20 protein-coding genes and 1 pseudogene are annotated in these 18436 nt (G+C 75.0%); 13 read left to right on the top strand and 8 right to left on the bottom strand.

Going from position 1 to position 18436, the window contains the following annotated elements; all coding sequences use genetic code 11:
• The first annotated feature begins 70 nt into the window (after nt 1–70).
• Entirely contained in the window at nt 71–670 is a 600-nt protein-coding gene (locus tag ACFVHV_RS14460; RefSeq protein ID WP_380351388.1) for a GNAT family N-acetyltransferase, read from the top strand.
• A 36-nt stretch (nt 671–706) separates the two neighbouring features.
• Here the strand turns inward: ACFVHV_RS14460 and ACFVHV_RS14455 are convergent, their stop codons facing one another.
• Nucleotides 707–1411, bottom strand: a complete 705-nt coding sequence (locus ACFVHV_RS14455; RefSeq protein ID WP_359899337.1) for a DUF4328 domain-containing protein — start codon at nt 1409–1411, stop codon at nt 707–709.
• Between the two features lie 165 nt (nt 1412–1576).
• Here ACFVHV_RS14455 and ACFVHV_RS14450 point away from each other — a divergent pair, with 165 nt between their 5' ends.
• The 4 genes from ACFVHV_RS14450 to ACFVHV_RS14435 all read left to right on the top strand — a co-directional run bounded on the left by ACFVHV_RS14450 (nt 1577) and on the right by ACFVHV_RS14435 (nt 3429).
• Nucleotides 1577–2053 carry a hypothetical protein gene (locus ACFVHV_RS14450; RefSeq protein ID WP_359899335.1) on the top strand — a complete coding sequence of 159 codons (477 nt, stop codon included), beginning with the start codon at nt 1577–1579 and terminating at the stop codon, nt 2051–2053.
• A 65-nt stretch (nt 2054–2118) separates the two neighbouring features.
• Nucleotides 2119–2532, top strand: a complete 414-nt coding sequence (locus ACFVHV_RS14445) for a hypothetical protein (RefSeq protein WP_359899334.1) — start codon at nt 2119–2121, stop codon at nt 2530–2532.
• A gap of 4 nt (nt 2533–2536) precedes the next feature.
• On the top strand, nt 2537–2833 hold the full coding sequence (locus tag ACFVHV_RS14440) for a PRC-barrel domain containing protein (protein ID WP_359899332.1): 297 nt from the start codon (nt 2537–2539) through the stop codon (nt 2831–2833).
• An 11-nt stretch (nt 2834–2844) separates the two neighbouring features.
• Complete coding sequence (locus ACFVHV_RS14435; protein ID WP_359899330.1) at nt 2845–3429, top strand: type 1 glutamine amidotransferase domain-containing protein; 585 nt, start codon at nt 2845–2847, stop codon at nt 3427–3429.
• 13 nt (nt 3430–3442) lie between these two features.
• On the opposite strand, the gene ACFVHV_RS14430 is transcribed toward ACFVHV_RS14435, so the two are convergent.
• The 4 genes and pseudogenes from ACFVHV_RS14430 to ACFVHV_RS14415 form a co-directional block, all read right to left on the bottom strand.
• Complete coding sequence (locus ACFVHV_RS14430; RefSeq protein WP_380351389.1) at nt 3443–4297, bottom strand: DNA ligase; 855 nt, start codon at nt 4295–4297, stop codon at nt 3443–3445.
• 66 nt (nt 4298–4363) lie between these two features.
• Nucleotides 4364–5233 (bottom strand): annotated as a pseudogene (gene ligD, locus ACFVHV_RS14425) (non-homologous end-joining DNA ligase); the annotation flags it as partial.
• Between the two features lie 154 nt (nt 5234–5387).
• Nucleotides 5388–5828, bottom strand: a complete 441-nt coding sequence (locus tag ACFVHV_RS14420; protein ID WP_380351386.1) for a VOC family protein — start codon at nt 5826–5828, stop codon at nt 5388–5390.
• Nucleotides 5829–5835: 7 nt separating this feature from the next.
• Nucleotides 5836–6744 (bottom strand): helix-turn-helix domain-containing protein, encoded by a 909-nt coding sequence (locus ACFVHV_RS14415; RefSeq protein ID WP_380351384.1) that lies wholly within the window; start codon nt 6742–6744, stop codon nt 5836–5838.
• 201 nt (nt 6745–6945) lie between these two features.
• On the opposite strand from ACFVHV_RS14415, the gene ACFVHV_RS14410 reads away from it, so the two are divergent.
• The gene (locus ACFVHV_RS14410; protein WP_359899446.1) at nt 6946–7359 is read left to right on the top strand and encodes a CBS domain-containing protein; all 414 of its coding nucleotides are present in this window, start codon (nt 6946–6948) and stop codon (nt 7357–7359) included.
• Nucleotides 7360–7531: 172 nt separating this feature from the next.
• On the opposite strand, the gene ACFVHV_RS14405 is transcribed toward ACFVHV_RS14410, so the two are convergent.
• Nucleotides 7532–8482, bottom strand: coding sequence for an AraC family transcriptional regulator (locus tag ACFVHV_RS14405; protein ID WP_380351383.1), 951 nt, complete (start codon nt 8480–8482; stop codon nt 7532–7534).
• A gap of 184 nt (nt 8483–8666) precedes the next feature.
• On the opposite strand from ACFVHV_RS14405, the gene ACFVHV_RS14400 reads away from it, so the two are divergent.
• A complete protein-coding gene (locus tag ACFVHV_RS14400; protein ID WP_380351381.1) occupies nt 8667–9251 on the top strand; it encodes a pyridoxamine 5'-phosphate oxidase family protein in 585 nt (194 codons plus the stop codon).
• 116 nt (nt 9252–9367) lie between these two features.
• On the opposite strand, the gene ACFVHV_RS14395 is transcribed toward ACFVHV_RS14400, so the two are convergent.
• Nucleotides 9368–9763, bottom strand: coding sequence for a transglycosylase family protein (locus ACFVHV_RS14395; protein ID WP_380351380.1), 396 nt, complete (start codon nt 9761–9763; stop codon nt 9368–9370).
• A gap of 482 nt (nt 9764–10245) precedes the next feature.
• Between ACFVHV_RS14395 and ACFVHV_RS14390 the strand changes: the two genes are divergently transcribed.
• From ACFVHV_RS14390 to ACFVHV_RS14375, 4 genes are all read left to right on the top strand, one after another.
• On the top strand, nt 10246–10839 hold the full coding sequence (locus tag ACFVHV_RS14390) for a universal stress protein (RefSeq protein ID WP_380351378.1): 594 nt from the start codon (nt 10246–10248) through the stop codon (nt 10837–10839).
• Between the two features lie 74 nt (nt 10840–10913).
• Complete coding sequence (locus tag ACFVHV_RS14385; RefSeq protein WP_359902701.1) at nt 10914–12368, top strand: PLP-dependent aminotransferase family protein; 1455 nt, start codon at nt 10914–10916, stop codon at nt 12366–12368.
• Between the two features lie 160 nt (nt 12369–12528).
• Entirely contained in the window at nt 12529–13044 is a 516-nt protein-coding gene (locus tag ACFVHV_RS14380; RefSeq protein WP_359902698.1) for a hypothetical protein, read from the top strand.
• A 587-nt stretch (nt 13045–13631) separates the two neighbouring features.
• On the top strand, nt 13632–15038 hold the full coding sequence (locus ACFVHV_RS14375) for a family 2B encapsulin nanocompartment shell protein (protein ID WP_359902695.1): 1407 nt from the start codon (nt 13632–13634) through the stop codon (nt 15036–15038).
• Nucleotides 15039–15957: 919 nt separating this feature from the next.
• Here the strand turns inward: ACFVHV_RS14375 and ACFVHV_RS14370 are convergent.
• The gene (locus ACFVHV_RS14370; protein WP_380351376.1) at nt 15958–16731 is read right to left on the bottom strand and encodes a hypothetical protein; all 774 of its coding nucleotides are present in this window, start codon (nt 16729–16731) and stop codon (nt 15958–15960) included.
• 210 nt (nt 16732–16941) lie between these two features.
• On the opposite strand from ACFVHV_RS14370, the gene ACFVHV_RS14365 reads away from it, so the two are divergent.
• On the top strand, nt 16942–17709 hold the full coding sequence (locus ACFVHV_RS14365; protein WP_359902690.1) for a hypothetical protein: 768 nt from the start codon (nt 16942–16944) through the stop codon (nt 17707–17709).
• 124 nt (nt 17710–17833) lie between these two features.
• Nucleotides 17834–18391 carry a membrane protein insertion efficiency factor YidD gene (gene yidD, locus ACFVHV_RS14360; RefSeq protein ID WP_359902688.1) on the top strand — a complete coding sequence of 186 codons (558 nt, stop codon included), beginning with the start codon at nt 17834–17836 and terminating at the stop codon, nt 18389–18391.
• Nucleotides 18392–18436 lie beyond the last annotated feature (45 nt).

Genomic DNA, 18436 nt, shown 5'->3' with positions numbered 1-18436 from the left:
GAGCGGCCGCGGGCCCGGGCCCCGGGAAATTCGCTGGCGGGCCCGGGGGCGCCGGGGATAGGAAGACGGGATGACCATCAGCGATCCCGCCACCGACCGGCGGGTCTTCCGCCCCACCGTCCTCGACCTCGGCGACGCCCTGCTGCGCCCGTTCGGGCACGGCCTCGACGTGCCCGGCGGCATCGTGCCCGCCCTGGCCGCCGCCGCGGCCGACCCGGCCGTCGCCCGCTGGACCCCGCTCGGCGGCTCCGGCCCGGTCGACGTCGAGGCCTACCTCGACCGCTGCGAGGCCCGCTGGGCCGACGGCACCGCGGCCCCCTTCGCCGTCGTCGACGCCGCCGACGGCCGCCTGTGCGGCAACGCCTACCTGGTGTGGACCAACCGGGACGACGGCGTCGTCATGGTCGGCTACTGGCTGCTCGCCGCCGCCCGCGGCCGGGGCCTGGCCACCCGGGCCGCCACCGCCGCCACCCGCTGGGCGGTGGAGCAGGCAGACGCCCGCCGGATCGAGCTCTACCACGCCGTCGGCAACGAGGACTCCTGCCGGGTCGCGGCGCGGGCCGGCTTCCCGTACGAGGGCACCCTGCGCGCCTCCTACACCTACGGCGGGGGCGTCTACACGGACGAGCACCTGCACGCCCGGCTGGCCTCCGACCCGTTCACGGACTGAGCGCCCCGCCCGCGGGCCCCGGCCGACCGACCGGGCTCAGCCCCGGACGGTGCCGCCGTGGAGCCCGAACGCGGGGGCGGCGGACTCGGTGAAGCGCTCCTCCTGCATGGCGGTCAGCCCGCGGACCACCAGGACGGCGAGCACGGCGGCCACCACCAGCAGCAGGTCGGAGGCGATCAGCCAGCCGACGGCCTGCTGGTAGCCGTCCGCGTACTGCGCCGAGGCCGAGTCGAGGTACTGGGAGCCGACCCGGCCGGTCGCGTTGGAGATCCAGAAGGTGGCCCACCAGAGGTTGAGCAGCGTCTGCGGGAGCTGCGGGCGCACGCCCGAGGCGTCCGGCCGGGCGCCGGCCTGCCAGATGTCGCCCGCGATCTGGCGGGGGAACCAGAGCGCGACCACGGGGGTGAACCAGGCGCCGATCGCCCAGCCGCGCTTGAACCGGTGCCCGCGCGGGTCGAAGACCTCGGCGTTCACCCGGACCCGGTGGAACCAGGTGACGAACGCGACCGCGGACGCGGCCAGGGCCACCACCTGGAGGTAGCCGACGTTGTCGTAGAGCTGCGCCGTGTCCATCAGCGCGGAGCCGTCGGACTCGGCGCCGGTGGCGAGATCGCCGGCCTCCCCGTACAGGCGCAGGCCCACGCCGAGCGGGGCGAGGGTCGTGGCGGCGCTCACGGCGAGCAGAACGGTGGCGGCGGTGGCGCTGGCTCTCGGCGAGCGGTACACGGCGGGCGAAGGCATCGGGGATCGGGCTCCTGGACTGGACCAATGTGACGGAGCGACACCCTAGGGCCAAACGATCACCCCTGACCAGCCACTTTTCCGGGCCGTCGAGAGGATTCCGGAGGCCCGGTCGCAGGCTGCGCGCGCGGCGGAGGAGCGACCTAACCTGGAAGGGAGCATTCGGTGCGTCGCCCGCGAACGGAAGCGGTGGTCATGACGGTGGTCTCGGCGGCTCTCTTCGGTACCGACTGGTGGCAGCCCGCGCTGCCCGGCGGTGCCGAGTTGCTGCGCGAGTGCGCCGCCCGGGGGTGGACGGTGGTGCTGACCGGCCCCGGGCCCGCCGGGGCTCCGGCGCTCACCGTGGCCGATCCCGGGGGCGATCCGGTGAGAGCCGCGCTGGACCTGGTGGACGGCAGGCCCTGGCACGCCGTGGCCGTCGCCGGGAGCGTGCGCGAGGTACGGGCCGTGCGGCGGGCCGGGGTGCCGTGCGTCGCCCTGACGGCCGGCCGGGACACCGGCCCGGAGCTGCGGGCGGCGGGCGCGGCCGAGGTCCACCGCGACGCCGCCGCCCTGTTGGGGGTCCTGGACGACAGCCTGCTCGCCCGCCCCCGGGCCTTCGGGCCCGTCGGCGCCGGAACAGGCGGTGCCCGCAACGGTTAGTGCCGGCCCGTACCGGGCAACCGCCGGGTGCGAGCACGTCACCGGAAGTGTCGGAGGTGACCGAGATGGACGGTCCCGCTTTGAGCGGATGGGAGCGGCGGCTCCTCGAGGAGATCGAGTCCGATCTGCGCCAGGACACACGGCTCGACCGGAAGCTGAGCACGATGGGCGCCAAAGCGCCGAGCCGGGTCCGGCGCGTGCTCCGCGGGGTCGGGCGCAGGGTCACGGCGGGGGTGACGCTGACCGCCCTGGTGATGACGGCGATCTGTTTCGGCGTGGGCGCCCGGACACCGGCCACCGCCGTACTGGTCGCGCTCGGGGTGGTCTGGGCGGCGACGGTGGGGGCCGCGGTCGCCGCCTCCGAACTGCTGCGCCGCCGGCGCGAGGCCCGCAGCGGTGTCGCACCGGCGGACCCGACGGAGTTCCGGGAACGCCGGGAGCGCCGCGATCGGCGCCCCTGGGACCGGCCGGAGGCGTGACGCCATGACCACCGACCTGTGGGAGTACCGCCCGGGCTCCCATCCCGCCGCCGACCTCGCGCTGGTCGGGTACGAGGTGCACGCCACCGACGGCCCGGTCGGCCGGGTCGAACAGGACGCCGGGGACCACCTGCTGGTCGACGCCGAGCCCTGGGTGCCGGGCGCCCGGGTGCTCGTCCCGGCCGGACTGGTCGCCCGGCTCGACCACCTCGACCGCGCCGTCCACCTCGACTGCCCGCGCGCCCGGCTCAGCACCGCTCCGCCCGTGGCCGTCGACCTGACCGCCCCGCACCCGGGCTGAGCGACCGCGCCATGGGCTGGCCGTCCACCACGCTCACCGGCCGGACGATCGCGTTCCTGGTCGCGCCGTACGGGGCCGAGCAGGTCGAACTGACCGACCCGTGGCAGGCGGTCGCCGAGTCCGGCGGCACCCCGCGGCTGCTGTCCACCGCCGAGGGGCGGGTCCGGACCGTCCGGCACCACGCCGAGGGCGACACCTTCGCCGTCGACGCGCTGGTCGCCGAGGCCGACCCGGCCGACTACGACGGGCTGGTCCTCCCCGGCGGCGTCGCCAACCCCGACCGGCTGCGCCTGGACCGGTCGGCGGTCGGCTTCGTGCACGCCTTCGGCGCCGCCGGCCGGCCGGTCGCGGCGATCTGCCACGCGGCCTGGACACTCATCGAGGCCGACGCCGTACGCGGCCGCACCCTCACCTCCTGGCCCAGCCTGCGCACCGACCTGGTCAACGCCGGTGCGCACTGGGTGGACGAGCCGGTGCACGTCTGCCACGACGGCCCCGGCCCGCTCGTCACCAGCCGCAGGCCCGCCGACCTGCCGCTGTTCGACGACGCCTTCGTCACGGAGTTCGCCCACGCGTCGGCGAAGCGCGGGAAGTGAGCGCGGTCCGACGTCAGTCGCCCCGAAGGCGGACGAAGGTCGCGGTGGGCGGGCGGCCGGTGAGGGTGAACTCGGCGCGCAGGGGCGAGGTCAGCGGGTGGACCGGGCCGTGCTCGGGGTCGGTGCCGGGCGGGCCGAGCAGCGGGCGGACGACCTCGGCGACCTCGCCGGACTGGACCGGGGTGAGCCGCGGGGAGGTCAGGAACACCCGGCCGTCGTCGAGCCGCAGGACCAGCGCGTGCGGGTGGTCGGCCGGGCCGGTGACGGCGCCGACGGTGGCGTCCAGGGTGTCGCCGCGGCGGAACTTGACCCAGACCCGGCCCGCGCCGCGCGGCCGGTACGCGGCGGCGGCGGCCTTGCAGACCAGGCCCTCCACCCCGGTGTCGGCGAGCCGCTCCATCCACTCCAGCGCCTCCGCCCGGTCCGTGGTGGCCATGACCGGCCGGATCGGCGGCGGGACGTCGGCGAGGGCGGCGAGCAGCAGCCGACGGCGGTCGGTGAGCGGCAGCCCGCGGACGTCGCGGCCGGGCAGCGCCAGCAGGTCGAAGGCGATCAGGCCGAGTGCCACCTCGGGGGCGGCGGCGCGGGCCCGGCGGGTGCGCAGCAGCTCGCCGAAGGCGAACCGGCCGCCGCGCCAGGCGACCAGCTCGGCGTCCAGCACCAGCCCCTCCGGCAGCCGGGCCACGGCGGCGGCGACCGGCGGGAACTCGGGGGCGAGATCGCGGCCGCCGCGGGACTGGAGGTACGCGGGCCGCCCGCCCCGGGCGAAGGCGACGCAGCGGAAGCCGTCCAGCTTCAGCTCGTACTGCACGCCCCCGCCGCCCAGGCCGTCGGCGGGCGGGACGGCGGTCACGGCGGCCGGGCGCATCACCTCGACGGGCGGGTGCAGCACCTGGCGCGCCGGCGGCCGCGCTCCGGACGCCGAGGGCGCACCGGGCAGCGGCCGGGCCCGCTCCGGGTCCAGCAGCGGGGCGAGCAGGTCGCCGTGCGCGGCCAGCCGGTCGGGCACCTCGGCGAGCGTGAAGACCAGGTCCCGCTCCTCGGTGGCCCGTTCCAGTTCCGCCCAGGCCAGCGGGGTGGAGACGGTCGGCAGCGGCCGGGCCCGCAGGGTGTACGGCGCGGCGGTGGTCTTCTTGGCGTTGTTCTGCGACCAGTCGACCAGCACCCGGCCCCGGCGCCGGGCCTTGGCCATGGTGTGCACCACCAGCTCCGGGCGCTCGGCCTCCAGGGCGGCGGCCAGCGCCTTCGCGTAACCGGAGACCCGGGTGCTCGGCGTGGGCTCGATCGGGACCAGCAGGTGCAGGCCCTTGGAGCCGGAGGTCTTCACCCAGGCCGCCAGACCGTCCGCCGCGAGCCGCTCCCGCAGCAGCAGGGCGACCGTGCGGCAGGTGAGCACGTCGGCGCCCTCGCCGGGGTCGAGGTCCAGCACCAGCCGGTCGGCGAGGGCGGGCGCGGCCGCGTGCCACTGCGGGACGTGCAGCTCCAGGCAGCCCAGGTTGGCGACCGCCAGCAGCGCCGCGCCGTCCTCCAGCACCACCTGCCGCAGCTCGCCGGTGTTGCTCGGCACGTCGACCGTGCGCACCCAGGCCGGGGTGCCGGGCGGCGGGTTCTTGGCGACGAACACCTCCGCCTCGACGCCGTCCGGGCAGCGCAGGAAGGAGACCGGGCGGTCGCGCAGGTGCGGGAGCAGGGCGGTGTGCACGGCGGCGTAGTAGCGCAGCACCTCGCCCTTGGGCGTGCCGGTGCGGGGGTAGTACACCTTGTCGAGGTGGGAGAGGGCGAGGGTGCGCCCGTCCACCGTCATCTGCGGCACGCTCCGCCTCCGATGCCTCCGCTGTCGCCGCTGTCTCCGATGCCTCAGGTGCCTCCGCTGTCTCCGGCGCCTCCGGTGGGGTGCCCCCGCAGCCAGTCTGCCCCGGTTCGGCGGCGGCCGCCCCGAGGGCTCCCGGGGTCCGTCCTCAGATGCCCGTCGTCCGCCCGGCGGGCGGCCGGGGCGCGCCCGGGTAGGTGCCGAAGTACCAGCGGTTGCCCTCCGGGTCGGCGGCGGCGAAGTCCCGCGAGCCGTAGTCGGTTTCGTACAGCCCGGTGGTGATCCGGGCCCCGGCGGCCACCGCGCGGGCGTGCACGGCGTCCGGGTCGGCGGTGACCACGTACGCGGTGAAGCCGCCCGGCCGGCCAGGCCAGGGATCGGTTCCCTCGGGCGTCCCGCGCTCGGAGCCGAGCATCACGCCGCCGCCCTCGGGCCAGGCGAGTTCGGCGTGCGCGACGACGTCGCCCTCGCCGTAGGTGACGACCTCCTGGAAGCCGAAGGCCTCGACCAGGAAGCGGATCAGGGCCCGGGCGTCGGTGGCGCGCAGGCTGGGCCAGACCTGCGGGGCGGGGGTCTCGGTGGCGTCCATGGCTCACTCACTCCTCGGGAAGCGTGGGTCGTCGTGCGGGTCGTTCCGCCTCCCACTCTGCGGCCGCACCCGGCGCCCCGCCTTGGACGTTTCGGAACTTCGCCTGCTCCGGCCCCTCCGCCGCCAGCCAGGCGCTCGGCGCGGCCCCGGCCAGCGCCCGGAACTCGCGGGCCAGGTGCGCCTGGTCGAAGTACCCGCAGCGCACGGCCAGTTCCGCGAGCCGGGGAGGCGGCTCGGTGGCGGCGAGCAGGCGCCGGGCGCGGTCGAAGCGCATCACCCGGGCGGCCGCTTTCGGGGTCAGCCCGGTCTCCCGGCGGAACCGCTCCTGGAGGTGCCGGGCGCTCCAGCCGGTCTCCCGGGCCAGCTCCGCCACCGGCAGCGCGCCGTGGCTGCGCCGCAGTGCCTGCCAGGCCCGGCCGACCTCGGGCGGCACCCGGCCGGAGGGCAGCAGCGCCCCGTCCAGCACGGCGAACCGTTCCGTCCAGTCGGGGGCGGCCAGCAGCTGCTCCCGGAGCCGCGGGGCGAACCGGCCGAGCACCTCCTCGGCGGGTACGTCGATCCCGGCCAACTCCCCGGCGGGCAGCCCGAACAGCGCCCGGGCGGCGAGCGGGTGCACGGCGATCTGCACGCCGGACTGCGCGCCCTCGTGGGTGATCAGCGCGGGGGTGGTGTGCAGTCCGCCGAGCAAGGTCGGGTAGCTGCCGGGCGGCTGTGCGGGATCGGGGTGCCCGGCGATCACCAGCGGCTCGTCGAGGGTGAGGATGAAGGTCAGGTACGGGGACGGCAGGCCGCGGTGCGCGGAGGGGGCGAGGCCGCGCTGCCGGTAGCCGGAGTACCGGGCCAGGTAGCGGCGCAGTGCCGTGGTGGGCCGGGCCCGGACGGCCTCGTCGACCGTCCGCTCGGCGTCCGTGGTCATGCTCCCAGTATCGGCGGTCGGGGCCGCCGGGCGCCGGGCCGGGGTCGCGGGCGGGGGCGGGGTTGCTTATGGTGAGGGCGCGGTCACACCCCTTCCGCCCCGACGGCGGGAGCCCGGGAGCGCCGCCGGGGGGATGCGGGGGGACCAGCGGGGGGAACCACCGACGAAGGAGTCCCCGTGACCACCACTGCCCGAGACATCATGCACACCGGCGCCCAGTGCGTCGGCGCCCACCAGACGCTGGCCGAGGCCGCGCGGATGATGCGCGACAAGAACGTGGGCGCGCTGCCGATCTGCGGCGACGACCAGAAGCTGAAGGGCATCATCACCGACCGCGACATCGTGCTGCGATGTATCGCGGAGGGCAAGGACCCGGCCACCATGACGGCCATGGAGCTCTCCGGCCACCTGCACTGCGTGCGCGCCGAGGACAGCATGGAGGCGGTGCTGCGCAAGATGGAGCAGCACCAGATCCGGCGCATCCCGGTGATCGACGGGGACCGGCTGGTCGGCATGATCAGCGAGGCCGACCTGGCGATGGGGCACCGCGACGGCCAGCGGCTGACCGATCAGCAGATCATCGAGTTCATGGACAGCGTCTACATGAAGCATTGACCGGCTGACGCCCCGCGTGCCCCGTGCCTGCCCGCCCCCGTGACCGGCCGGTCCCCCGTACCGGCCGGGCCCTTCGAGCGTGCCGGGCGGGGCACCGGTTCGTCTTGTACAAATGCGCACCGCCGGCGGCCGCGCACTTTCGGGGGCCGCATGTCGTGCGCGGGCGTGCGCCTCAGCCTCCGGCGTCCAGGAGGGTGCTGGTCACCCGCCCGGTGACCCGGTCGGTGACCTGGCCGGCGGGCTCGGGCAGGGCGGCGGCGGTGCGCCGGGACGCCAGGAACGCGCTCGGCGAGCGGCCGACCATGGCGCGGAAGGTCCGGTCGAGGTGCGACTGGTCGTAGTAGCCGCAGCGCGTGGCCAGGTCGGCGCCGGTGGTTCGCGCCCCGGCGGGGCGGCGCCCGAAGGGGTGGTCCCCGGCGGTCCGCTCCTCGTGGGCGGTCAGGACGTGGAGGGTGCGCTGGAGCCGGAGGATGCCGGCCGCCTGCTTGGGGGCCAGCCCGAGGTGCTCGCGGAAGCGCAGCTCCAGCCTGCGGCGGCTCCAGCCGGTGCCCTCGACCAGGGCGCCGATCGGCACCAGCCCGTGGGTGTGCCGCAGTTGCCGCCAGACCCAGTGCACGGACGGGTCCCAGTCCGGCCCGTACGCGAACAGCGCACCGAAGTAGCCGTCCAGCATGGCGAACCGGGCCGGCCAGCTCGGGGCGTGGGCGAGCCGGTCGGTCAGCGCCCGCAGCCGCGGGCCCAGCACGTCCCCGGCCTCGGCCCAGTGCCCGCCGAGCTCGCCGGCCAGCGGACCGAATGCCCGGAAGGCGCCCTGCGGAGTGAGCGAGACGGCCAAACCGTGCAGCACGCCCGCGTGTTCGGCGATCGTCGCGGTGCGGCGCAGCCCGGCCGCGACCGAGCCGAAGGCGGTGGCGGGCGCGGGGGAGACGGCGTCGGTGAGGCTCATCGTGCCTTCGAAGGCGAGGGCCACGGTGACCACGTCCGTCGGCACCTCCAGCCGTCGGAGCGGCCGGCGCAGGGCCAGCCGGTAGCCGCGGTAGCCGAGGACGTACGGGCGCAGCGGCGCGGCGGGGGTGCCGAGGACCGTCCCGGGCGCGGTGGTGGGGAGGGTGCTCCGGGTCATCGCAACTCCCGTGCTCGGCCTGGCGGGTGGCAGGTACCCGAACCATCGTAGGCGCCGCCGGGCGGCCTTTGGAGGGCGCGGACGGCGGTCGGTCGGCTTCGGGCGGCCCGGGCCGCCCGAGAGGCCGTCTCAGGGGCCGGAACCTCCTTTCCCACCAGTCGGGATTGCGGGCACACTTGCGCCCATGGGAAAGCAGTACGAACGCATCGACGGCCGGCTGCGCGGTTTCATCGAGCGCCAGCCGGTCTACTTCGTCGCCACCGCCCCGCTGGCCGCCGACGGGCACGTCAACCTCTCGCCCAAGGGCCGCGCCGGGACGCTCGTGGTGATCGACGAACTCACCCTCGCCTATCTGGACTTCGGCGGCTCACAGGCCGAGACCGTCGCCCACCTGCGGGAGAACGGCCGGATCACCCTGATGTGGTGCGCCTTCGAGGGCCCGCCGACCGTGGTGCGGGTGCACGGGCGCGGCGAGCCGGTCTTCCGGGACGACCCGCGGTTCGCCGGACTGCTGCGCCACTTCGACCCGGCCGCGGACGGCTCCGGTCTGCGGGCGATCGTGCTGGTCGAGGCCGAGCGGGTCAGCGACTCCTGCGGTTACGCGGTGCCGGTCATGGACTACCGCGCCGACCGGGACCTGCACGCCCAGTACTTCGACCGCAAGGACGAGGAGGAGTTCGGCGCCTACTGCGAGCGCAAGCCGCTGGTCGGCACCAGCATCGACGGCCTGCCGGCCGTCCCGCTGCCGCTCCCGCCCCGGCCGTCCTGACCGTCCCGGCCGTCCTGACCGGCGCGTTCGTCCCGGCCGCCCCGATCCCGCGGGCCCCGGGCACGACGAGGCCGCCGCACCCCGGGTGGGGTGCGGCGGCCTCGTGGCGTGCGGTCCTACTTGGTCAGACCGGCCTTGGCGGAGCAGACCGGCCAGGCGCCCGGACCCTGGGCGGCGAGCACCTTCTCGCCGACGGAGATCTGCTGCGCCTTGGTGGCCTGGTGGGCCTGCGGGGCGTAGGCGGTGCCACCGAAGGCGGCCCAGGTGCTGGAGGTGAACTGCAGGCCGCCGTAGAAGCCGTTGCCGGAGTTGACGGCCCAGTTGCCGGTCGCCTCGCAGGCGGCGACCTTGTCCCAGACCGTGGCCGGCGCGGCGGAGGCGCTGGTGGCCGCGACGAGGCCGGCCGCGGGCAGGGCGGTGAGCGCCCCGGCCATCAGAGCCATCCGGACGCGGTTGCGGCGCTTCGGGGTGGCGGTGGTGGCGGCAGCGGCGGTCTCGTTGCGGAAGGTCATGGAGTTCCTTTCGGAGGGTTCGCGAGCGCGCGGAACCAGACCCTCGGAAGGCCGTCGGTTTCGGGGACACGTCACTCGCGTGGTTCTGCACCGTCCTGCCCGGGGGCGGTTGGCCCGGCCGGAGCGGATCGCTCGGTGCAACGGGTTCGAAGTTACGGGGGTGGTCGTGGCGGTTTCAAGGATTCGAAGGTTTAGCCATGTCAGAGGGCTGTTACCGGGCGTAAGGATCAAGGAATTGTGGCGATTTCGCCCGATTTGCCACTATTTCCAAGATCAAATAGCCCCGGGAAGTGGCCCGCGCCACTCCGAACCCCCCGCAGAACCGCTGTGAGGCCGCCCACACGGTCGACAGCGTGTGACGGTCGGCCAGCCGCCGGTGCCGGATTCGGCGTCCGGGCCACCGCCCCGGGTGGCCCGGGCCACAGCCCTCACCCGGAGAGCCCGCCGCCGTCACTCCCGGTGGCGGGCATAGCCTCATTTCCATGAGCAACGAGAGCGATGCAGCGGACACGGCGGACGCGGGAGAGGCGGCCGCCGGTACGGGTGGGGCGGCGGACGCCGGCGTGCGAGGGGCCGCCGCGGCCGGGGCGCCGACCGGCCCCCTGGAGCACGAGGCCGCGGCCGCACCCGCCGGCTTCGAGCTGGGCACCGACGGCCCCGGCGTGATCCTGGCCGGCCTGGACGGCTCCGACTCCTCCTGGCGCGCCACCGCCTACGCCGCCGGACTGGCCCGCCGGCAGGGCGCGGTCCTCGCGGTGGCGTACATCCAGCCGATCCTCGGCGCCGCGACCGCCCTGGCCGGGGCCGCGGTGGAGGAGACCACCCAGGAGATCGCCGAGGAACTGCTGGCCGCGCTGCGCGAGGCCGAGCACCGGGTGCGCGAGGTGTGGAAGGTGGAGTGGCGCTTCCTGACCATGCGCGGCGACCCGTACGGCGGCCTCGCCAAGCTCGCGGACGAACTGCGCGCCGACGCCGTGGTGGTCGGCGTCTCCGAGCAGGCGGGGCACAAGGTGATCGGCTCGGTGGCCGTCCGGCTGGTCAAGGCCGGCCGCTGGCCGGTCACCGTCGTGCCGTAGGAGGGACAGTCCCGGCCCGCGGCCGGGCAACCGCCCGAGGAGGGCCGGGGCGGCGGCCGGTAGGGTGCGTGACCATGACGGACACGCGGGGCACGCACCCCTCCGAGCCCGCCCACTCGACCGGCAACGACCTGCACCTCGACCTCCCCGCCACCGGGGGTCGGCGCGCCGCGCTGATGGCGGCGCTGCGTGAGGCGATCCGCAGCGGCAGACTGGCCCCCGGCACCCGGCTGCCGCCCTACCGCGCCCTCGCCACCGACCTCGGCCTGGCCCGCAACACCGCCGCCGAGGCCTACGCCGAACTCGTGGCCGAGGGCTGGCTGACCGCCCGCCAGGGCTCCGGGACCACCGTGGCCGAACGCGCCGAACCCGTCCCGCGCACCCGGGCCCGCCGGCCCGTCCGCCGCCCCGGCCCCACCCACGACCTGCGGCAGGGGCAGCCCGACGCCGCCTCCTTTCCGCGCACCGCCTGGCTCGCCGCCGCCCGCCGGGCCCTCACCGGCGCCCCCAACGAGGCCTTCGGGCCCGGCGATCCCCAGGGCCGGCGCGAGCTGCGCACCGTCCTCGCCGACTACCTCGCCCGCGCGCGGGGGGTGCGCACCGACCCCGACCGGATCGTGGTCTGCTCCGGCTTCGCCCACGCGCTGCGGCTGCTCTTCGACGGCGCCGCACCCGTCCTGCCGCCCGCCGAGCACGGCCCGCTGGCCGTCGAGGCGTACGGGCTGGGCTTCCACCGCGGGCTGCTGGCTGCCGCGGGCGTTGCCACCGTTCCGCTGTCGATCGACGAACTGGGCGCCCGGACCGGTGAGTTGGCCCGGTATCCGGAGGTCCGGACGGCCCTGCTCACCCCCGCCCACCAGTTCCCGACCGGCGGCCCGCTGCACCCGGGCCGCCGCGCGGCCGTGGTCGACTGGGCGCGCGGGCGCGGCGGGCTGCTCCTGGAGGACGACTACGACGGGGAGTTCCGGTACGACCGCCAGCCGGTCGGCGCCCTCCAGGGGCTCGACCCCGAGCGGGTGGTCTACCTCGGCAGCGCCAGCAAGAGCCTGACCCCCGCGCTGCGGCTCGGCTGGATGGTGCTGCCCGACCACCTGGTGGACCGGGTGCTCGCCGCCAAGGGCGAACGCGAGGGCTGGGCCAGCGCCCTGGACCAGCTCACCCTCGCCGATTTCATCGACTCCGGCGGCTACGACCGGCACGTGCGCCGGATGCGCCGCCGCTACCGGGACCGCCGCGACCAGCTGGTGGCCGCACTGGCCGCCCGCGCTCCGCACATCGAGGTCTCCGGCATCGCGGCCGGCCTGCACGCGGTGCTCCGGCTGGAGCCGGGCACCGAGCGCTCGGTGCTCAAGGCCGCCGCCTACCGGGGCCTGGCCGTCGAGGGGCTCGCCGACTACCGTCACCCGGCGATCGGCGAGGAGGCGATGCCCGCCGTCGACGGACTGGTGGTCGGCTACGCCACGCCGCCGGACCACGCCTACCCGGCGGCGCTCGGCGCGCTCTGCGACATCCTGCCGCCCTGCGGGTGACGGGGCGGGGGAGGAGCGGCGAAGCATAGGGCCCCGGGCACGCCCGTGGGGGCGGAACGCGGGCGGCGGGTGCGCGGTGTCCGTTCGCCGCTCCTGCGTCGGTACGGACCGGGGCCGAGGAACGCAACCCGGGCGGAGGCGAGGCCTACGCTCCTTGGTCATGCGCAGAACACATCCGAGTCGCGCCGCGCTCGCCGCGTGTCCGGCCCTCGTCGTCGGTCTGCTCCTCGCCGCCGCCCCCGCCGCCCGGGCCGACACCCAGCTGCCCCTCACGGCCGTCTCCGACAAGCAGACGACCGTCCGGGGCGGCGAGTTCACGCTCTCCCTGACGCTCACCAACCCGTACGACACCCCGATCCAGTTCGTCTACCAGAGTGTCCAGGAGACCTACGCCACCAGTCTGGAGAACGGGCTCAAGTTCACCGCGACCGCCTGCGGCACCCAGACCAACGGGTGCAGTGACAACGTCCACGGCGGCATCGCCCGCTACAGCGTTCCACTCGCCCCGGGCGCCAGCAGCGCCTTCACGGTGACGTACGCCGTCGCCCCGGATTCGGCCTGCGGTCCGGACACCCGGATCGACTTCTACTCCTACCTGTACTACGAGTACAACGGCGGTGAGACCAACAACTCGGGGATCATCGGCATCCCGGGTACCCAGGTCGCCTGCGCCTGACCCGACGGGACCGTCGGCGCCGTCGGCGTCATCGGCAGCCCGTCGCGGGCGCCGGGCCTCCCCGGTGCGGACCCCGACCTGCGCGCCCCCCGTTCACCCGTCAGGTGCCGGCTTCCCCCGTGCCGGCACCTGACGGGCCCTTCGCGTTCCCGGAGACCTCCGCGTCCCCGGGACCGTCGCGTCGCCGGGGTGGTTCGCGCGCTCCTCGCCGACGCCGGGACGGTGCGCCGGGTTGACGTCCGGCGATGGCCTCCGGGCCGTTCGGCAGGGCCCGGGCCGGGACTGGAAAGCCTTTGGCAGCACGGGGATCGCAGGGGCGAACGGATGTTCCCGGAGTTTATGTGACTGTGGGGGCGGACCGGGCGAGATTCACCCTATCGGGGGGTAGTGGGCCTCCGTGCGGGCCCGGTCGGGTCCTGGTGATCTAGGGTTCCGGATGGGCCGCCCGGAGACGGCGGCCGCCTTTCGCGTGAAACACCAACGCCCCCACCAGTAAGCGGATCTGATGATCCGTCATGGCATGCGCCAGGACGGGCCGGTATGCCCCTGGACGCGTGACCCGATCACAGGAATGGAGATCCCTGCCGATGACCGTGGACACGAGCCCGGAGGCAGTGCAGGCCAAGCAGCAGAGCCTCGCGACAGCCGCTGCCCGGAACCTTGCCACCACGACCAAGTCCGCACCGCAGATGCAGGAGATCACCTCCCGCTGGCTGCTCAAGGTGCTTCCCTGGGTCCAGGCGGCCGGTGGCGCCTACCGCGTCAACCGCCGGCTCACCTACGCCGTCGGCAACGGGGTGGTGGAGTTCATCAAGACCGGCTCCCAGGTCCGGGTGATCCCGGCGGAGCTGGGCGAGCTGGCGCTGCTGCGCGGCTACGAGGAGGAGGACGTCCTCACCGCCCTGGCCGACCGCTGCCAGCAGCGGGACTTCGGCCCCGGCGAGGTGCTCGCCACCCAGGGGGACGCCGCCGACAAGATCTTCCTGATCGCGCACGGCAAGGTCAACAAGATCGGCACCGGCAAGTACGGCGACGACACCGTGGTCGGCGTGGCCGGCGACGGCGACCGCTTCGGCGAGGACGCGCTGCTGAACCCGGACGCCACCTGGGAGTTCACCGCCAAGACCGCCACCGCCGGTGTCGCCCTGACGCTGACCCGGGCGGACTTCGCCGCCATCCGGGACAACGCGCCCAGCCTCCAGGAGCACCTCCAGTCCTTCCTGGCCCTGCCGCTCCAGGCGCAGAACGAGCGCGGCGAGGCCGAGATCGCCATGTCGGCCGGCCACCGCGGCGAGTTCGAGCTGCCCGGCGCCTTCGTGGACTACGAGCTCAAGCCCCGCGAGTACGAGCTGAGCGTCGCGCAGACCGTCCTGAAGGTCCACACCCGCGTCGCGGACCTGTACAACCAGCCGATGAACCAGACCGAGCACCAGCTGCGGCTGACGATCGAGGCCCTGCGCGAGCGCCAGGAGCACGAGATCGTCAACAACCCGGAGTTCGGCCTGCTCAACAACGCCGACTTCGACCAGCGCATCCAGACCCACTCCGGCCCGCCCACCCCGGACGACCTGGACGAGCTGCTCAACCGTCGCCGTGACCCCGACTACCTGCTCGCCCACCCGCGGACCATCGCCGCGATCGGCCGGGAGTTCAACGCCCGCGGGCTGTACCCCACCCACGTCGACCTCGGCGGGCAGCAGGTGCCGGCCTGGCGCGGGGTGCCGATCCTGCCGTGCAACAAGATCCCGGTCACCAAGGAGAACACCAGCTCGATCCTGGTGATCCGTACCGGTGAGGACAACCAGGGCGTCATCGGCCTGCACCAGACCGGCATCCCGGACGAGTACCAGCCGTCGCTGTCGGTCCGCTTCATGGGCATCGACGAGAAGGCGATCATCTCGTACCTGGTCAGCGCCTACTACTCGACCGCCATCCTGGTGCCGGACGCGGTCGGCGTGCTGGAGAACGTGGAGATCGCGCACCGCCGCAGCTGAGCGCACGGAACAGCGGGCGCGGGCCGTAACCGGCCGGCTCGAAGATCGTTTGACCTGATGACGGACGGCCCGCCCCCCGAAGGCGGGCCGTCCGCCTGACCATGTCTGATCACTTCTGGTCGTACCCGATGGAATGTCCGTCAGGAATGCGACCGTATCTGATCTTTCTGCCCGTCCTGACCGTTCCGCCCATTCCCCTGAGGTCGGTCGGCCCGAGCCGTTCCGTCCTCCCCGGACGACCCGAGAGGTGTGTGGAGCCCATGCCCCAGCGTCGGCAGATCCGCCGGATACCGCCCGGCGGCGGTGGGGGCGCGGCGCCCGGGCGACGGGTGCGGCTGATCGGCGCGGCGGCCTGCGTGGTCGCGGTCTGCGCACTGGTCGGCGGAGCGACCGCCTCCGGCTCGGGGCAGTCCGGCCGGCCCCCGCGCGGTCCGGCGGTGGACGTCTGCGTGTGCGACGAGACCGACGTGTCGCTGTCGGTACGGCCGGGCGGGCAGGTGACCGTCGGCGTGGACGTGGACGTCCAGGTCGGAGTCGGCGTCACGCCGGGCGCCGGCGGTCCGGGGCACCACGGGCCCAAGCCGCCGCACTGGCACCACCCCTGCCACCCGCCCAAACCCGGCCCGAAGCCGACTTCGAAGCCCAGCCCGAAGCCGACTTCGAAGCCCACCGCGCCGCCCTTCTCCCTGCCGCCCACGACCGTGCTTCCCACCCCCTCGATGCCCTTCCCGTCGACGCCCTTCTCCTCGCCCCCGCGCCCGACGGGGTTGCGCGGCGAGCCCGGGCGGCCGGTCGAGGGGCAGGCCGGGCCCGGGCAGGCAGGGCCGGGGCACGGCGGTGACGACCACGACGACGACTGGTGGGGGGACGACTGGTCCGACGACGACTGGTGGGGGGACCACGGCTGGCACCACCACCATCACCACCCGCATCCCTGCCCCAGCCCGACGCCCACCCCCACGCCGACGCGTACGCCAACCCCGACAGCCACGCCGACGCGTACGCCGACGCCGACCCCCACCGTCACGCCCACCCCAACCCCCACGCCGACTGGTACGCCGACCCCGACCCCGACTCCCACGCCGACGCCGACACCCACGCCGACGCCGACACCCACCCCGACGCCGTCGCCCACTCCCACGCCGTCGCCGAGCCCCAGCCCGACTCCCAGCCCGAGCCCGACTCCCAGCCCGAGCCCGACTCCCAGCCCGAGTGCGACTCCGAGCCCGAGTCCGTCGCCGAGCCCGAGCCCGAGCCCGAGCGCGACTCCGAGCCCGAGTTCGACGCCCAGCCCGAGTCCGGCCCCCACGCCGTCACCGACCGTGCCCACGCCGACCCCGTCGTCGCCCGGTCCGACTCCGGCCCCCACCCCGGCGCCCGCGTCACCCGCGCCCCCGGCGTCGCCGGCCCCCGCACCGCCGTCGGTCCCCGCGCCGCCGCCCGCCCCGCCCGCCCCCGCGCCCGCTGTGCCCGCTGTGCCCGTTCCGGCCCCCGTGGCGCCCGCGGCCTCCGTGCCGGCGGCCCCGAGCCCGGCCGCGCCCAGCCCCGCGGCCTCGCCGAGCGCGGTGCGTCCGAGCCCGCTGTGGCCGACCCCGTCGGCGCGACCGGTGTTCCACGCCCCGGCGACGAAGCCCGCGCCCATGGCCCGGCACCACCAGGGCATCTCGATGACCACCACGATGCTGATGATCATGGTTCCCGCCGTGATCGCGGCGGCTGCCCTGCGGCCGGGCCACGGTGGCCGAGGACGCGGTGGCCGCTCGGGTCCGTCCTGACCGTCTCCCGGCGGTGCGCCGACCGGTTTCCGGTCGGCGGCGGCCCCCCCCCCGGCCCGGTCGGCCCGGGGCCGCCCCCCTGAACCTTTTCCTTTCCGTCACAAGCCAAGCCAGAGAAGGGAGTTCCCATGTCCGAGTGGGTGGCGTTGATCATCGCCATGGCGTCGGCCTGTGCCGTCGTCGTGGCGGTGGTGGTGCTCAGGCAGCGCCGACCGATCGAGGAGAGCACCGACGAGACCCCGGACGTCATCGAGTACATCACGATGATGATCGGGGTGGTCTACGCGATCGTCCTCGGTCTCGCCATCGCGGGTGTCTGGGAGGCGCGCGGCGCCGCACAGGACGACCTGTTCCGCGAGGCGCAGTCGCTGCGCGAGGTGAGCGACCGCGCGGTGATCTACCCGGTGGAGTTCCGGGACCAGGTCCGGGCCGACGTGGACGCCTACGTCTCGTACGTCGTGAACACCGAGTGGGACTACATGAAGGAGAACGGGGCGATCACCGAGAAGGGCGACCAGCTGCTCCAGAAGCTCCAGAACGACGTCGCCACCCGGGCGCCCGCCTCCGACCTGGAGTCGCAGTCCTACCAGCCGATCATGGACCGGGTCAGCGAGGCATCGGAGGCCCGCAATTCGCGCGGGCAGAACGCCGGGCCGACGATGCCCGGGGTGGTCTGGCTCGGTCTGATCGGCGGTGCGGTGGTGACCGTCGGCATGCTGTTCGCGCTGCAGATCCGGCGCACGCCGCGGGAGTTGACCCTGGCGCTCTGCTTCAGCGTGCTGATCGCCTTCCTGCTGTTCATGATCTGGGACTTCGACAATCCGTTCTCCCGGAGCGTGTCGGTGACCACCCAGCCGTTCGAGGACCTCTTCCCCTCGCTCAACCTCGGCGGCTGAGCGGGCGAAATCCGCTCGGTGTCGGCTCGGCATCGGCCCGGGATCCGGCCAGGTGATCTTCGGATAATCTGGCCCGGATCGTCGGGGGTCGGCCCCGGCGGAAGGAACAAGGGGATTCTCAGCAGTGTCCGACCCGACGCCGGATCTCGGCGCCCACTACCCGCCGGCCCGCCCGGAGCGCGCCTGGTTGTGGCTGCCCGCCTCGGAACGGCTCCGGCGGAAGAAGCAGCGCCGGATGTGGGAGGAGTACCGGAAGCGCTACCGCCCGGAGGACGAGGCCAAGGCCCGGCGGCGCAAGCACCTCCGGGACGAGGGTACCGACTGCTGCCTCGACGGCTGCTGCGAGATCGCCGACCCCTGCCTGATCGCCCTGATCCCGGTGATGATGGTCTCCGGCGTCCGGTTCGCCCTCACCGGCGCGCGCGGACGCCGGACGGCCGACCCGTCGGCCCCCGCCCCGCGCGGGTTCGCGGCCGGAGTGCTGTACGGCGCGGTGCGCCACTACCGCACCGAGGTCAGCCCCCGGCGTCCGGCCTGCTGCCCGTACACGCCGTCCTGCTCGACCTACGCGGTGCAGGCACTGCACCGGCACGGCGCGCTGCGCGGGGCCCGGCTGACGGCCGGACGGCTGCTGCGCTGCCGCCCGGGCGCGGGCGGGACGGACCCGGTTCCGCCGCGCTGAGCCGCGCTGAGCCGCGCCGACTCTTGGGCGGTCGAGGCACCGAGG

Origin of the sequence: Kitasatospora sp. NPDC127116, from assembly GCF_042677365.1 — a bacterium.
Lineage (GTDB): Bacteria > Actinomycetota > Actinomycetes > Streptomycetales > Streptomycetaceae > Kitasatospora > Kitasatospora lactacystinica.
This window is presented reverse-complemented; position numbering and strand designations above follow the sequence as displayed.